This window comes from Paraburkholderia phenazinium, assembly GCF_900100735.1.
Classification (GTDB): Bacteria; Pseudomonadota; Gammaproteobacteria; order Burkholderiales; family Burkholderiaceae; genus Paraburkholderia; species Paraburkholderia phenazinia.
The window spans coordinates 34,767-49,581 of the sequence record NZ_FNCJ01000022.1 but is presented as its reverse complement, the minus strand read 5'-3'; the positions used below and the strand labels follow the sequence as shown (position 1 = coordinate 49,581).

The 14,815-nt window shown below is 64.4% G+C and carries 14 protein-coding genes; 3 read left to right on the top strand and 11 right to left on the bottom strand.

The window, feature by feature from the left end:
• Position 1: 1 nt before the first annotated feature.
• Positions 2 to 3,370 carry a hypothetical protein gene (locus BLQ92_RS33130; RefSeq protein WP_090692818.1) on the bottom strand — a complete coding sequence of 1,123 codons (3,369 nt, stop codon included), beginning with the start codon at positions 3,368 to 3,370 and terminating at the stop codon, positions 2 to 4.
• A 949-nt stretch (positions 3,371 to 4,319) separates the two neighbouring features.
• Here BLQ92_RS33130 and BLQ92_RS40295 point away from each other — a divergent pair.
• The 3 genes from BLQ92_RS40295 (at position 4,320) to BLQ92_RS33115 (ending at position 8,319) form a co-directional block, all read left to right on the top strand.
• The gene (locus tag BLQ92_RS40295; protein ID WP_176860797.1) at positions 4,320 to 5,078 is read left to right on the top strand and encodes a hypothetical protein; all 759 of its coding nucleotides are present in this window, start codon (positions 4,320 to 4,322) and stop codon (positions 5,076 to 5,078) included.
• A gap of 326 nt (positions 5,079 to 5,404) precedes the next feature.
• On the top strand, positions 5,405 to 5,977 hold the full coding sequence (locus BLQ92_RS40290; protein ID WP_176860796.1) for a hypothetical protein: 573 nt from the start codon (positions 5,405 to 5,407) through the stop codon (positions 5,975 to 5,977).
• Positions 5,978 to 6,084: 107 nt separating this feature from the next.
• Positions 6,085 to 8,319 carry a coiled-coil domain-containing protein gene (locus BLQ92_RS33115; RefSeq protein ID WP_090692812.1) on the top strand — a complete coding sequence of 745 codons (2,235 nt, stop codon included), beginning with the start codon at positions 6,085 to 6,087 and terminating at the stop codon, positions 8,317 to 8,319.
• Positions 8,320 to 8,378: 59 nt separating this feature from the next.
• Here BLQ92_RS33115 and BLQ92_RS33110 read toward each other — a convergent pair whose 3' ends face one another.
• The 10 genes from BLQ92_RS33110 to sctP form a co-directional block, all read right to left on the bottom strand.
• Positions 8,379 to 8,900, bottom strand: coding sequence for a hypothetical protein (locus BLQ92_RS33110; protein WP_143016721.1), 522 nt, complete (start codon positions 8,898 to 8,900; stop codon positions 8,379 to 8,381).
• A gap of 173 nt (positions 8,901 to 9,073) precedes the next feature.
• Entirely contained in the window at positions 9,074 to 9,529 is a 456-nt protein-coding gene (locus BLQ92_RS33105; RefSeq protein ID WP_090692805.1) for a type III secretion system chaperone family protein, read from the bottom strand.
• Positions 9,530 to 9,624: 95 nt separating this feature from the next.
• Positions 9,625 to 9,843 carry a hypothetical protein gene (locus BLQ92_RS33100; RefSeq protein ID WP_090692801.1) on the bottom strand — a complete coding sequence of 73 codons (219 nt, stop codon included), beginning with the start codon at positions 9,841 to 9,843 and terminating at the stop codon, positions 9,625 to 9,627.
• A gap of 125 nt (positions 9,844 to 9,968) precedes the next feature.
• The gene (locus BLQ92_RS33095; RefSeq protein WP_090692798.1) at positions 9,969 to 10,217 is read right to left on the bottom strand and encodes a hypothetical protein; all 249 of its coding nucleotides are present in this window, start codon (positions 10,215 to 10,217) and stop codon (positions 9,969 to 9,971) included.
• Between the two features lie 32 nt (positions 10,218 to 10,249).
• Positions 10,250 to 11,266: an HrpD5 family protein gene (gene hrpD5, locus BLQ92_RS33090; protein WP_090692794.1), complete on the bottom strand. Its 1,017-nt coding sequence runs from the start codon at positions 11,264 to 11,266 to the stop codon at positions 10,250 to 10,252.
• Positions 11,267 to 11,313: 47 nt separating this feature from the next.
• Entirely contained in the window at positions 11,314 to 12,063 is a 750-nt protein-coding gene (locus BLQ92_RS33085) for a hypothetical protein (protein ID WP_090692789.1), read from the bottom strand.
• A complete protein-coding gene (sctS, locus tag BLQ92_RS33080) occupies positions 12,060 to 12,320 on the bottom strand; it encodes a type III secretion system export apparatus subunit SctS (RefSeq protein WP_090692786.1) in 261 nt (86 codons plus the stop codon). Before sctS ends, BLQ92_RS33085 begins: the two co-directional genes overlap by 4 nt.
• 3 nt (positions 12,321 to 12,323) lie before the next feature.
• Positions 12,324 to 12,971, bottom strand: a complete 648-nt coding sequence (gene sctR / locus BLQ92_RS33075) for a type III secretion system export apparatus subunit SctR (protein WP_090692782.1) — start codon at positions 12,969 to 12,971, stop codon at positions 12,324 to 12,326.
• The gene (sctQ, locus tag BLQ92_RS33070; protein ID WP_175772382.1) at positions 12,955 to 14,064 is read right to left on the bottom strand and encodes a type III secretion system cytoplasmic ring protein SctQ; all 1,110 of its coding nucleotides are present in this window, start codon (positions 14,062 to 14,064) and stop codon (positions 12,955 to 12,957) included. Before sctQ ends, sctR begins: the two co-directional genes overlap by 17 nt.
• Positions 14,065 to 14,092: 28 nt before the next feature.
• Entirely contained in the window at positions 14,093 to 14,803 is a 711-nt protein-coding gene (sctP, locus tag BLQ92_RS33065; protein WP_090692774.1) for a type III secretion system protein SctP, read from the bottom strand.
• Between the last annotated feature and the right edge of the window lie 12 nt (positions 14,804 to 14,815).

The following is a 14,815-nucleotide window of genomic DNA, read 5'->3' as shown; positions in this document are numbered from 1 at the left end:
GTCACGCCCCCGCCGTGGGTTCTCCCGAACCAAGGTGAATGCTCGTACCGTTGGGGAGATTGTCTCTGCGCTCACGGGTCCATTCGTTCGCGATCGGCAGCGGCACGACCACTGCCGACAGTTCCCGGTCGCTCGCCACCGTCTCCTGTGCACTGAATTGCACACCGAGATTGATGCCCTGGGTATCGCGAGCGGTTTGCCCCTCGAGCGAGAAGGTCTGGCTCGGTATCCAGGAATCTTCGTCTTCGAGAAGCGTCTTCATGTCCTTCTCGATTCTCGACAACATCGGATCTTGCGGATCGCGTTCGTGAATCGCGTGGGCGAACGCCGCCAGCTCGTCGAGCTTTTTGCGGTCCTCTGCGCGGATGCGGTAGCGTGTCACATAGTGCTGCCCCGGCCCCGCCCAGTTTTTCACCTTCGTCTTGAAGTCCTCGAACGCTTGCTCGCCGTTGTCCGGCCCGTTGGCTGCCTTGAAGACCTGGGTGAATTGCGCATGACGCGCAGGTTCGTTCAGGAACTTCACGAAATCCTTGGCGTTGCGTTCCTCGAACTCGCGTAGTGTGAAGGGCTCGGAGAGTTTGCCGGATTTGACGATGGTGCGAAACGTCGCGTTGAAGCCGCGGTCGTCGAGTGCGAAGGTCCGTGTGCCCTGGGTCGGACCGCTGGCGAGCGACGCCGTCACGGGGCCAGCGGCATGGCTTAGCGGGATCGTCGGGTTCGTCTGTGTGGCGCTGAGCGTCATGTTTTGCTGGAAGCGCCATAGATAGTTCGCGCGGACCATCCGGTTCCTGCCGGTTTCCTCTTTGCGCCGATTCGAGCCGTGCGTCGTCAGATCGTTTGCATAACCCACGCTGAGGGCGGCGCGCTCCGCCTCCGACTTCGAAAATGCCCCAGCGATCTTGCCGAGCAGATGCCCGACGCGCACGCCTGCTGACGCGCTGACCGGGTGGTGCACGGTCTGCGCATCCTGATCCTGCCAGCCGATGGACAGCGTCTGGCTCTCGAAGAAGCGATTGGCGATCAGCTCCCATGTTTTGTCGGGGCTGAGCGCGCCATGCTCGCCCTTCGCCACCGACCAGACGAGGTCGTTGAAGGCGACCAGTTCGGTGCGCGCGCTGTCGGTATCGAAACCTGAGCCGTCGGACTTCGGTCGACGCAGCGCGCGCACCATCACACCGCGCGTTTTCACGCTTTCGATGGCGAGGGGCGTGATTTCAGCGCTGGCGGTCCCTTGCCCGAGCACCTTCGCCAACACACCCGGTCCGCCGCTGGCTGTCAATCCGACTCCCATCGAGCCGGCTTTTTGCCGCTGCGTGCCGATGAAAATTTCGCCACCATGCGTGGTGGAGCCGATGCTCATCACCGCATTGGCCGAGCGCGAGATCTTGAGGTCGAGAATCGGCACCACGCTGACCGGAGCGAACTTTTCCGTGACGTACCGGATCGACTCCGAAATGGACGCCGTATTGATCCCGACGGTGCCGCCATTCGATGCGGTGAGCGGGTTGCCCCAGCTATGGTCTAGCAGGTACGTGCGAGTGAAGCGATGCAGGCCGTCAGGCGTGAGATCGTCGGGCCGCACCGCCGCCGAATCGACGACGGTGAGCGCCTTGCGCAGTGCCGCGGCGAACTCGGTTTCCTCGTGATGGACTGGCGAAGCGGGCGCGGCGCCGTCAGCGACGCGTTCGCGCGCCTCCTGCGGTGGCGATCCACGGGCGATTTCCCTGCCCAACGCCGTGCGCTCAGTCATGGGCATATGCGTGTCGCGGGCCCATTTCTGCAGGTCGGCGAGCGTCAGCTCGCGGCTGACCGTACGTTCGAAACCCCAGCCCTTGCGTTTGAGCGTACTGCCGGCCCATCGCTGCAGATGGCCTTCGATCAGCTCGCGGGTCTGCGGGGTGTCGACGTCATAGCGCGTTGCGATCCGTCCGGCGATCGACTTCAGGGCCGCGTTGTCGAGCTTGTTGCCGAGCGGGCGCATCTGTTGTTCCTCGAACAGCGACTCCCAATGCTCGAGAAGCGCATCGCGCAGCACAGGCTCCGGTAGTTTCCTCGTACGAGGATCCGGCAGTTCTCGCGCGAAGGTTTCGAGGTCGGGGAACCGCTGCTGGTTGTGGGCGCGCAGGGCCTTGACGACGGCTTTCGCGTTGTCGTCGAGGGCCTGGACGTCTTCGTCGGGGTGCTTCAGGAGGTTGTTGTTCGCGCCGAACTTGCGCAGGCCCGTGAGCGGCGTTTTCTTGCGGCCGATCGTCTGCTGTGCGCGCATTGCGACGATCCGCGCTTTCGCATCGATGACCTTTGCGGTCGATCGCACCATGTTGCTGCGATCGAACCTGACGTTACGCAAATCCTGCAGATGATTGGCCCGCTGGATGTATTTATTCATCTTCGCGAGCCGGCCTTGCACCTTGGCCAGTTCGGTGCCGGGGCCACGGTCGCGAAAGCCGTTGTTCCATGAAAAGATCGCGGCTTTCTCGCTGGCGTCGAGTGACGCGTGCGGATCGTCGCCAACGTGCTCGAGTGCGCGGCTTTCAATGAGCAGCACGTCCTGGGCGAGCGTGGTCTGGTTGGTGTCGCGAGCACCGCGTGCGGCACTTGCGTGTACGGCGATATCGGCCGGTGCGCCGCGTTCGGCCTCGACCTTGGCGGCCGCCTCGAGGAAGCGTTTGAGATGCGCTTGCCGGTTCTCGGGCAAGCCGGGCTGCAACGTGCGCAGTAGCGCCTCGAAGCCCGCCGGCGAGGAGGCGAGTCGCGCTGCGGTTCTCAGCGCATCCAGCTGCGGTGTCGCGAGCGACGGCCGTCCGGGCTCCAACGTCAGGAGCGATTCGAGCGGCGCCGGGTTGGAACCGTCAGCGGGGGCGACCGTGCCGAAGGTCAGGAAGCGACCTTGCCGAAGTGCGTCGAAGGCGGCAAGGGCGCGCCCGGCGTCGCCGCCGCTCACTTGCGCGAGGCGTTCGGCGATCAGCATGGGGTGCGTGAAACTGAATTCGGTTCGGTTTGGGTCGGGCGGCGCGTCAGGCTCCGGGGTGGGCCGTTGTGTGCGAAGCCGTTGTGCCAGTTCGACGTGGTCGGCGGTTTCGCCCGTGGATGTGAACAGCGATTGAACGCGCGCGTTGAAATTTCCCTCATTGAGCAGTGTAGGGGCAATCGTCTCGACGCTGCTCTGCCTCTGGGCCGGACTGTCCGATTTCGAACGCCGCAGCCCCAGCGTAGCGAACTCCTGGACGAACGCCTTCAGCGCCTTGAGCTTTTTCCCCTGTCTCAAGCCCGTTTCCGCACGTGCCGAGGGCGGCGGCTGGACCGTGCCGGGTTCGGCCGGCGTTGCGGGGTCGACCGGCGTGGGGGAGGGACCGCCCTGACGCAGCGTCATCGGCTTACCCGGTCTAGAAGTGGTTCGGATTCCGATGTATGTAATATCGGTGTTCGCGTGATAGCGGTTTTTGTTCCGCTCTTCATGTGCGTCGCGCACCAGGTTAGCGGGGTCGTTCCGGCTAGTCGGCAAAGGTTCGGTCTCGTGGCGCACGGGCGAGGACTCACTCTGCGGCGGCGTGCCGCCGGAGTGTATCGAGGCAGTGTCACTGTGCGTGTCATGATCCGAGTCGCTTGGCGGTTCCTCGAAGATCTCGTGTTCCACGTGACCGGTTTCGTGTACCGGTGACTGGTCCGGACTGGAATCGAAGCGAGGCAGGGCAACGACATTCGATGACTGCTCAGGCCGCCCAATGTGGGCGCCAAGCGAGCCACTCCTGCGCTCGGGCAACTGCGGCGCGCTTGACGCGCGTCGCAATTCAGGCTGGCTGGACCCTTCTTGCCCGGTTGGCTCGATGCCTAGCTCCGTGAATCCTGGTTTCCGCTCATCGATGTGAGGCACGCGCCGCAACCGCGGACCAGGCGCGGCAGATACCGGCGGTGGTGGTTCCGCGTTGTCGGTTTGCTTCTTCCTCCTGCTCGAGCGGCCCATGCCCAGGAACGAAAGCACGCCAGACTTCTTGTGCCCTTTGCGGCTGGCGCCGGCACCTGCCGACGTCGACCCCTGGGCGGATGAAGAGCTGCTGGCGCCAGCCGCAAAGGGCAGCGGCGCTGGCGTTTGAGACCTGCTGATTCGCGAAGAGGGCATGTCGGCTCCGTCAAGCGGGTGAGAACGATATCGATAGGTGACGCAGCCCGCGTGTGGAAAACGTGGGCGTCGAGCAGATTGAAGAGTAGTGACGTGCCGAGGGCTGGCGCGGCGCTGCGACGAAAGAGTGAGGGCGAGGGCGAAATATCGGGCGTCGCTTGGGAGATGACGGATGTTTCGCACCTGTCTCCGGCGATTCGCCGTGAAGCGGGTTCTGGAGATTCGGCGGCGGCGACAATCAAGCTCTGCGGGCAGCCGGACTCCGCTCGCGCGGCACGCGCCGACGATTGCAGGCGATGCCGTCAGAAGGCTTGATGGCTGGCGATCCGGCTCGGGTTTGCCGCAATCCGGACATGTCGGCCAGGAATTGGGAAAGGGCGAAATTCTTATGTCGAAGATCATTCGGGCAGGCAGTAGCGCGGTTCCTGCGAGCGTCGTGCCGGTCGAAAGTCGAACGGAGGATGTGAGGCGACGGCGGGTACTTTCAGCCCCTGTGGCCGTTGGCAGTCTGAGCGGATTCACAGCGGCGCAAGTGTCGCAAGCGCGGAGCTGTCGACCTCGGCCCCTGTCCGGGCGCAAACCCGAAACGAAACAACGGCTCGGCCGGCTGCGCAGGGAACTCAACCGGACCAGTCCGTCGCCGTCCAATCCGCAAGAGGCCCGAGCGGCAATCGTCGAAGCGATGGCGCGCGCCAATCTGTCAGGCTGGACCGTGCCTCTGCTATCGGACGATTCGACGGTCCAATACGCCGACGGCTCGCTCCAGATTACGTTGATTACACATGTGATCGTCTTCAACCCCAGCGGCGCATTTCAGATCGCCGATCTGTGCCCGCCCGGCAGCGTCTATTTCGAAATGGCGGGTTGCGAAGGCGCCAAGTTCGTTGTGCCTTCCAGTCCAGGCAGCGCTAACCAGAAGCGACGTCGCGTTCACGCCGGCTTCGATCGACGCGCCAGGTAGCATGGGCTGTTTCGCCGTTGTCTCCGCGGATTCGCGCGCGCTTGGTGCGGTCGGCCTTTATGTCGCAGAGAATCGGGACGTCATGGTTTTTCACACGGTTCGCTCAGGAGGGAACGATGAACGCCAAACGTTTCGGTCACCGACGCATGCGCCGGATACTGCCGCTTTTGATCGCGTGCTGTCTTGGCGCGTTCAGTTCTCAGCCGGTCTCGGAGGTTCGCTTCAGGTCGACGTGCGGGGCTTGCAGCAAGGTTCGTCAGGCCGACACGGGGTGGTCGAGGGCGGCGTCTCAGGACCGTTCGCTTCTCGTCATATGGTGAGTCGACATGAACAGGATCGAGAACCATCGCGCCATCGTACCGGTCGACACCAGCTCGTCGCCGACGCCGACGCCGACGTCTGCGCGGCAGCCTGCAGGGCAGCCGGCGGGACGCCGGGCCGCCGCAAGCGCGTCATTGCAGGGCCTTGCGAAGCGGGCCACGCAAGGCCAGCTCGCTGAGCACGGCACGAAAGCCGCGCGGGTCGCGCCGCCGCGCGCGGGGCTGCCGAAGGCGAATCGTCATGGCGCCGGTCGTGCAGAACCAGATGGCGAAGTGCCGCAGAGCGATGAGGCATCAAAGCCTGACCGCCACCAGCATGCCAGCGCGGCCTCGCAGAAGCCGGGGCAGCCGAAGTCTGCCGATCGCAAGTCGCATGATGCCGAACACGCCGAACACGCCGAACACGCCGAACACGCCGAACACGCCGAACACGCCGAACACGCCGAACACGCCGAACACCACGCGGCACAGCTGGCCGCGGCGAAGGCGCGTCACGACCGCTTGAGGCGACTCTCCGACTTCAAGAAGCGTCTCGTCGTACACAAGAGCTCAGTGCTCACGAAGCTCGTCGGGGGTTGAGTCCCGCTCCGATGACAGGCGAGAGGCAAGCGCTTTGCCACCTTTTCCTGATTTTGAAGGCTCGGAACTGGCATTGCGAGATGCCGTAGCCGAAGCGAGGATACCCTATGGTCCAGCCAGTTCGAACCCTTGAACCCCGTGAGGGGATCGCCGCTCACGACGCGCCGCAAGCGCCGCAGCAGCCTCCCGCTGAACCGGCACGCCGCACTCGAGGCGCAGGGTCGGCCGCACTGGGCGGACTGGCGCCGCTGGCACGAACGGCCACGCATGCAGGAGCGAGTTCCGCTCGTACCGGCGCGGCGCCGCAAGCATCGCGGCCGGAGTACGACGTCGACGCTACGGCGTCGTTCAGCGCGAGGCTGCGGGACACCCAGGCGGTGCTCGCGCTTGCCGAAGAGTTTCAGGCGCTGGAAGCGCAACTCGCAACCTTGAAAGCGCCGCGCCAGCCCGCGGCCGACGACGCGCCGAAAATGTCCGAAGCCGAGTTGCAGCACACCGTGCGGCGCCTGCGGACGAAACACGAAAGCGCGGCGCGCCATGTCGCGGAACTCAGCGGACAGTGCGAACAGGCACGCGAAGTGGTCGAGCAACTGATTGCCTCGCTAGAAGGCAAGACGCGGCGGCTCGAACAGCTGGAGCGCGAGCACGGCGCTGCACTGCAGTCCGATCCGCAGACTGCGCCGCGTCCCTCGCCGGCTGCGGCGCCCCGTGAAGAAGGGCGCTCCACCGACAGCCGCAGCATTGCGGCGCTGTCGCGGCAGATCGATCTGCTCGCCGCGAGCCGCAGCGCCGCCGCGGATGAAGCGAGCGCGGTTGCCGAACGAGACGGCTTGCGAGCGCTTGCCGAGGTTGGGGCGCTCGAGACGATCGATTTCGTCAGCCCGGAACTGCAGGAGAAAGTCACAGCATGGTTGCGCAATCTGCCGGAGGTTTCGCGTCGTGCTGCGCGCCGGCACGGAGATCCCGATCGACAGTTCGATATGGCGTTGAAGGCGGCGTTCGAGCACATCGGCGCTTCCGGTACGGAGCCGCAGCGGGCGTGCCGGGCCTTCATGCACGCTGTGTCGAGCATGGCGAACGAGGGCGTAGGCACGGCTGTGGAGCGTATGCTCGCGATCGACCTCGCGGCCAGCTTGCGCGTCGCGACCGTTGGACGTCGCAGTGGCAAATCGCTTGATCAGATGAATGCGGTGCGAAGACGCTTCGACCAGGCACCGGCTCAGGTAACTGCGAAACGCATACTCGCCGAGTTCGAACGAACGCATGACAACCTGTGCGCCGCGCAACGCCAGGGCGCGACGGTCACGCAAGTGGGCGATCAGGTGCTGAGCGCGACGGAACTGGGCCGTGCCGTTCGCCAGACCGCAGCGATGGTGACGCATCTGAAGCAACACCAGGCAGCGTTCCATTCGATGATCGATGCGATGGAAAGATACTTCGTGCAGAGCATGGAAGTCGACGATATCGAGAAGATGGGGCAGCAGATAGCGCCGCAGCTCGGTGGGTACTACAGTGCCAGGGTCGCCGAGCTCAACGCGCAGCGCGCCGCACTCAACCAGGCGCCCGCGTTGCCGGCTACCCGGCGCGCCGAACAGCCGGCGGCAGCCGGCTTGCCCCGGGCCGCGAGCGCCGGTACCGATCTCGATCAACTCGAAGTGCGCATCGGCCGTCTGCGAGGCGAAATCCAGTCCTACACCGAGCAGCACGAAAAGGAGTTCAAATCCTATCGGGATCTGAGTGAACGTCACATCACGGCGTCCAGTGATCTCGACGAAATCGCCCAGGATCTGGCCGCGCAGCAACAGCAGATCGGCGCCTTGCGCGAAGCAAAACACGAGGACCTCCGTCAGCGCGCGACGCGCGGCGACGAAGCCGGCCATCTTGAAGGCGAGCTCACGAAGCATTGGGCGCAAGCGCTGCGGAGTCCCGAACTGCGTAAACTCATTTCGCGCACGGCGCTCGGTCGCGTGGTCGATGTGCACCTCGGCCAGAATGCCGCGAAGATGCGCGCCCGCACGGGCAGGGTTCAGCGCACGGGGACGTTCCTTTCGCGAGCGGGCCTGTTGCGCGTGATTGCCGACATCGCGCGCCACGAGCTAGACAAGCCAGCATCGGCGCTGCTCGCCCGAACCCCGCACGAACTTGACCGTATCGCGAGCGGCTATCCGGGCGACCGCGTCGACGCGCTCTGCAATCATGGTCGCGTGATTGGACAGGGCGTGCGCAAGAGTGCGCGAGGTATCGAGGAAGCACGCACAGGCACCAGCCAGTACGCGATCGAATGGGTACGCGGCGAGGGCGCCCGGATCAGTCATTTGCATCCGTGGGTGTCGCCGTACTGAGCGATGCGGCAGGCGTTGGGTCGGCCCGCCTCAATCGCGGGTCACCCATCGTCAGCTTGTCAGTCGCCGATTCCCGATGGCAACCTCGAATCGACGAACGCGGTAAAGCGGGCTGCGAGTGTCGCGCCACTGCGAATCCGGCGTTCTATCTCTGCGGGTCCCTGCGCGCGCGTCTCGAGAACGAGGTCGTTGGTCGCGATACGAGCGTCGCGACCGCTCGACGAGTCGAAATGCATCACGCTGCGAGCTTTACCACGCTGCTTTGCAAAGCGGGCATCCGGAGCCAATACGGCCGGTCCATTGGCCCATGCGTCCATCACGACGGTACGTTCACCTTCGCCGCTGTCCGCAGCGCCCGGCAAGCGTGCTTGTGCCCACGCGTGGCCGAGGCCCTGGCCACTGACGTAATGCACGGTCTCCTGATCTTCAAGGCGGCGGCTGTGGTAAACGCTAGTTGTGCTTGCATGCTCGCCGCAATTGCCGGCGCCAAACACGGTGGCCGCGGCCGCCGAATGCGTTGCCTGAGTATTGAAATCGACGAAGGGTTGGCCAGTGCGACGATAGAATTCGTCCTTCAGCATGGTAGCCGCCTTCATCCGCCAGCGGCTTTCGTTGTTGGTCGCCCGAACGTCTGTATCAACATTGCCTCGCCCAAACCTGAGCAAAGCGCCCGGTAACTTGCTGGTCACGACCGGTACTCCGCTTGTGGCCGTTGTCGTTTCCGACATTGCATAGCGCACCGATACGCGTCGCGCTACGCACGAATCCAGATATACGCACCGTCGGAAAGATGCCGGAACATCTCATCGTCCGACAGCAGAATGTTCTCGCGCCAATAACGGCCATGCTCGACGTAGTGCTCGATCATCTCGACGAGCCATGGGCCGTCGGCATCGTCGTCGAGCATGCCGCGCACCACCAGTACGACGCCACCCGTCTCGGCTTCGACGCCCAGTTGTGCCTGGTCCTGTGCATAGACGGACAGGTTCGCTTCCAGCAGCAGCCGGAACACGCGCAGCGTGCGGCCACCCGAGATGACACCAAACTGGAAGTTGACGTAGATGGCAGCAGGATCCTCGTCGAAGTAGTCGATCGCGATGTCGAAATCGTCGATGCAGACAACGCCATGCGTGATCACGTGCTCCGCGTCGCCGATACCGCGCAGATCGCATAACTCACGGATCAACTGGTCGCGGCGTTCGAGGCTCATTGGGAGGTGGCTGCGAGAGCCATACAGGTTGAGACAGCCGATACAAACAAAATGGGTGCGTTCCGCGCGGCGCGAAAACGCACCCCGAATACCGCTTAGCCTTGCGTCAGGCTCTTCGCGTTCTTCGGACCGGCTTCAGCCAGCTGATCCTTGGCCGCGTCGTTGTTCAGCTCGTTTTCCATCTGGGTTGCTGCGTCCTGCTCGGCAATCGAGCTTGCCGTGCTGGCTTCCATTTGCGAAATGGTCGAAGCGGTATCGGCTGCGCCAGCTACGGTCGAGCCTGCGGAAATGCCTTTCGAGAGTCCACCTGCCATGATGATGCTCCTTATTTAAAGTCAAAACAGACCCCGGGATGGGGCAAGATTACCGTGACCTCATGGACACGGGCATTGCATTCCTGCACTCGCGTACAGGGAAGACGGCTTCGTGATTGAAGGGGTCACGATTCCGATTCCATGGCCGCGCGGCACAACTGCGCGGCGGCTTTCAGTCCGTCCGCAACCGTGGTTGCGGACTGGCGCAGCATGGGCTCGCCAAGCTTGACGGCTTGCGCTGCGATGTCTGTTGCGATGCGCTCGAGTCCGGCCGCGGCGTCGGCAAACTTGCGGCGCTGTGCGGGCGCTTGTTCTGCGAGCGTCTTCACGTTGTCGATGATGTCGATCAATTCGGGGGTCATGGCGTCGTACATGATCTTCCTCAGTTCGGTGCGTGATTCAATGTTCAGTTGAGTTCTTCCGGCGTGGCCTGCGTCGCGGCGAAATGCTTGGTGCCGTCGCTCGATTCCACGTACTGCAAATTGCCTACGGTCAGCAGCGATTCGACGTCGGATGGCGCACCCATGCGGTCGTCGGCAGTGAACCGCGGCGCGATGCTGGCGAGCATCGGCGCGAGGTCGCCCTGCAACTGCTCGAGCGTCGCGCGTGCCGCGCCGGCATTCTTCGCTACGCCAACCACTGCGAACGTGCGCTTGCCCAGGTAGTGCACCTGCAACGCGGTGTCGTGCAACGACTCCTGCAGGTCCCGCGTAATCTGATCGACGCAGCCGACCCGCCAGACCAGCTTGCCCGGCACGATCGCTTCAAGCGTGTTGTGCGCCGTGATCTCGCTGGCGCTGTCCGGCACCACGCCGGCGATCTCGAAGCGTCCGTCGGCGCGCTTGACCTGCACGTCGTCGAGCTGCAGACGGTGTAGCGCGCTCATGAGCGTGTCGACCGTCGGCTGCGGCGTCGCGCCGTGCATGGAGCCGTCCACCCGCGGATGCAGCACCGCCGGCAAGGCGATACCTGCGCAGCCGATCGCGAGCAGCGCCGCCCCGGCGAGTCCCACGTTGCGCACGCCGCGATGCTTGCGTGCAAGCTTGACCGGTTGCGGCAAAGACTCGACTGCTGCGGCCTCCGTCAACGTCGTTGGGTCCGCCAATGAACCCTTGGGTGCAAGCACCGACTCGAGCAAGACGATGTCCGACGGCCAGGCGGCGTGTGCGTCGCCGACGCACAGTACGATGTCGTCGAAACGTTGCGGGACGAAATCGTCGAGCATCACAGCCGGGCCGTTGGCCGCGTGATCCGCAATCGAGATGCGTCCGTCGTCGTGGTAGCTCAGTTCCATCATGGGCAATGTCCAGTCGCTGATCTGAAGGTCCGCTTCGTGATCGTTGCCGATGCGCGTCTGCGTTGGATTCAACTTTATGCGAGCGCCGGCGTGGCGGCCGGTCAACAAACGAATTTCCTTGGTCATGAGCGAACTCCTTGCATCATCGTGCGGCGCAGGATTGCGCGCGGTGTTCAAACACCTGCCCGGCGACGGCCGAGCAGCGAATTGAGTCGGGCGAGTGCGAGCGCACGTTCACCGTCGGTGCGTACGCGTTCGAGGTTCAACAGCATCAACGGCAACAACAGATTGATCGAATGCTGCCGTGCCGGCGCGCGCGACACGGGCGTGCCCATGGCTTCGATCAGGCGTGAACGGATATCCACAAGCTTCGGCGGCGTGTGTGCCGCCGCACCCGGCAGGGTGAGGAACTCGCGCATTGTCGCCAGCACCGCATAGGTCGAGCTCGCGGGCGGCCGTTCTTCGGCTTGCGCGCGGCGTGCGATGAAGAGTTCCTGTTCGGCACGGCGATGCGCTTCGTCGGCGTCGCTGGCTGCGGCGTTGCCGCTCGCCGTCCGCCGGCCGCTGCGTGACAAACCTGCGCTACTCGCTGCGCCTCGTTCGTCCTCGTCCTGCTGTCCGCCGCCCGAGTTGCCTTGCTCACCGCCACGCCGCTCACCGGCGCGCATCACCAGTTCCGCGTTGCGTTGCAGGTGCTCTTCGAGCATCTGCAGCAGTTCTTCGCTGGCGCCGCTTTCGTCGACGCCGTCCTGCGAATCGGCGCCGCGCCTTCGCTTCGTGCGGGGGCGGTTGCCGCTCTTGTGGGTCTTCACCTGCTCGTGATGGCGATGGTGGCCGGGCGTTGCCGCGGCCTCCGAGGTACTTTGCGAGGCCGTCCCGTTGTCGCTCGGAACATGACTCCCATTGACGCGTGAGAGGCTCATGGGAACACCGTGCGCATGACGGACTGGGCAAACTGCATGACGGCCGACGCCCCCCAGGGCGCGGCGACCACAATGACCACGGTGACAATCAAAAACTTTACGCCGTGCGAGATACTGGAGTCCTGCAGCGATGTGACCGCCTGCAGAAAGGCGATCAGGAGGCCCGCGGCGGCGGCGACGCCCACCGCGGGCAGCGAGACGAGCAGGCAGAGCGTCAGTGCATTGGTGGTCAGTTGTGTGATCGCGTCGTAGTCCATACGTCACCTGTAAGTCGAAACAAGGCCGTGAATCAGCGTGGACCAACCGTCCATCGAAACGAACAGCAGCAGCTTGAAGGGGATCGCGACATTGGTCGGGGTTACCTGCGAAAGGCCGAGCGCCATCAGGATGTTGGCGACGATCAGATCGACGACGACAAAGGCGAGGTAAAGCAGAAAGCCGATCCTGAACGCCGAGGTCAGCTCGGTCAGCGTGAAGGCGGGCGCAAGCACGATCAGATCGTCGGGCTTGAGCGCAGCGGCCTTGTCGGCAGGCCAGATTTGCTGGGCCGAGTGAATGAAGAAAGCCTTTTCACGCTCGGCGGTGTGCTTGAGCAGAAACTGGCGAAACGGCTCGCGCGCGGCGTCGAAAATCGGCATCACCTGGCTTGTAGGCGACTCCTCGCTCGAAAGCTGGGCGCGATGGACCGCTTCCATGCCGACGGGCGCCATCACGAAGCAGGTGACGATCATGGCAATGCCGTTGAGCACGGTGGTGGGCGGCACCTGCTGCACGCCGAGCGCGTTGCGCAGCAGTCCGAGCACGACCACGATCTTGGTATAGGACGTCACGACCATCGCGGCGAACGGCAGCATGCCGAACGCGAGCAGTCCGACCAGCAACGAGGCGACGTCAAGATTGCCGTTCATCGCTCGCCGCCATCCGGTGAATTTGCACGCCGAGATTGTCGCCGACGGCAACCAGCTTGCCGATGGCGAGCGTTTGCCCATACGCAACGAGGCGTGCCGGGGCGTCCATCAGCGGCAGCGGCAGTTCAAGCACGTAGCCGCTTTGCAGCGAGTTAAGTTGCGCGAGGCTCAGGTTGACCGTCAGCACCTCGATGTGCACCGGCAGGTCCAGTGCGCCGACGTCGATGAGCGGCTCACTGTCCGGTTCGGGCGAGGCGGTGGCGTGCGGACTGAAGTCGTCGGATTGAGCGTCGTTCACATAGTTCACAGGTGTCTCCAGGGTTACGGCTTGCGCATCGATGCGAACGCTGGCGCATAACTGGCGGCCGCGCGCAGCGCCGAAGCGCAACGTGGCATGGTCAAGAGGGCGGCCTGCGCCGAATGGCGCAGCGGGTTGCCAGCCGAGCAGGATGTCGTTGCGCCGCAGCGACCCCAGCAGGGTGGGTGAGCAGAGACGGCTGCGCAAACGCAGGACGCCGGGTATCGCGATGTCGTCGAGCGAACCAGCCGTCAGGGGGGCAATGGCGGGCCGCCGGCGGATCCAGACGCGTTCGTAGTCGGCCGCGAGTACATCTGGCAATGCGACGACGACGCAGGTTCTGTCCTGGCCATCAAGCGCGAAACGCACGGCCAGACCGCTTAACTCGCTCAAGCCGCTTGCGCCGCTGCCTGGGCCGTCTGCCTGCACCGACAGCGCAATCGACTTGACCTCGGGCGTGCCCGCTGCATCGGTTCGAAAGCGCGCGAGTAGCTCGGCGAGCCACAGGTTCGCGAGTGCAGCGGCGCGTTTGGGTTCGGTATCGAGCGCAATGGTCTGCAGCGCGGGATAGTCGTCTGCATCGGCCACCACGGTGAGCGGGCCGTGTGCGCATTCGAGTTGCAACGTGATGGCTCGCTCGAACCTGACCGGCGCGAGACCGGCGAGTTTCACGTCGAACCCGACACCCGGATGGTCTGCGCGCGCGTCGCCCAGAGCGCGGCACAATTGAGCGAGTGCCGGGCTATAGCGTGGCAGTCGGCCGTCAAGAGCGGACGGCGTGACGTCGTTGACCACTCGGTATCTCCAGGTGACGAAGGCTTCTTCAGGTGACAACGTCGACATCGATCCGGCGGTGCAGCGCATCGGAAAGACGGGCGCGCAATGTCTCGGCGTTGTCATAGATTAGTCGTGCAGAGCGTGGATTCGAGGTTTCAAAACGAATAGCTATGCGCGACGGCGAAAGTTGCAGATGCAACAACGTGTCGCCGAGTACCGCGGGGTTCATCGGCAGCGTGACTTCCCACGAGGCGTCATCGGATGCTCCTGACATCGAGCAGAAGCGTGCGATACGATCGGCCAGCTGCTGGGCGAGCACCTCACCGTGGGCAGCGGTGGCGCACGCGCTGACGATGTGCTTGCCGAGGGCGGTCTCTTCGCTGGCCGAGCGGTTCTCTTCCACGGTCTTCTTCTGTGCCGTGGCGGCAGCAATCCTGCTGGAGGTCGCAGGAGCGGGTCCGTCCTGGTGTTCCGCGCCGCCTTCCTGAACTGGGGGCGCTGTCTTGCCAGCCACCGTATCAGGCGGTGGGTTGAACTCGCCGGCGCCTTGCGGCTCGGCGGCTTCGGCCCGCGGCGTGCCCGCTTCGTCGGGCGATGCCGCCAAAGCGGTCACGCCGGTGAGCGCGGATGCCTGCGCCGCGAGCGAGCGGAAGATCTGGACCGCGGACGGGGCTGCCGCGCGGGTCCCACCCGAAGCTGGATTCGGTGTGCCGGGCACGATGCGAATTTCCCGGGCGCTGCGTGCGCGTTCGGACATGGCGATCCTCTG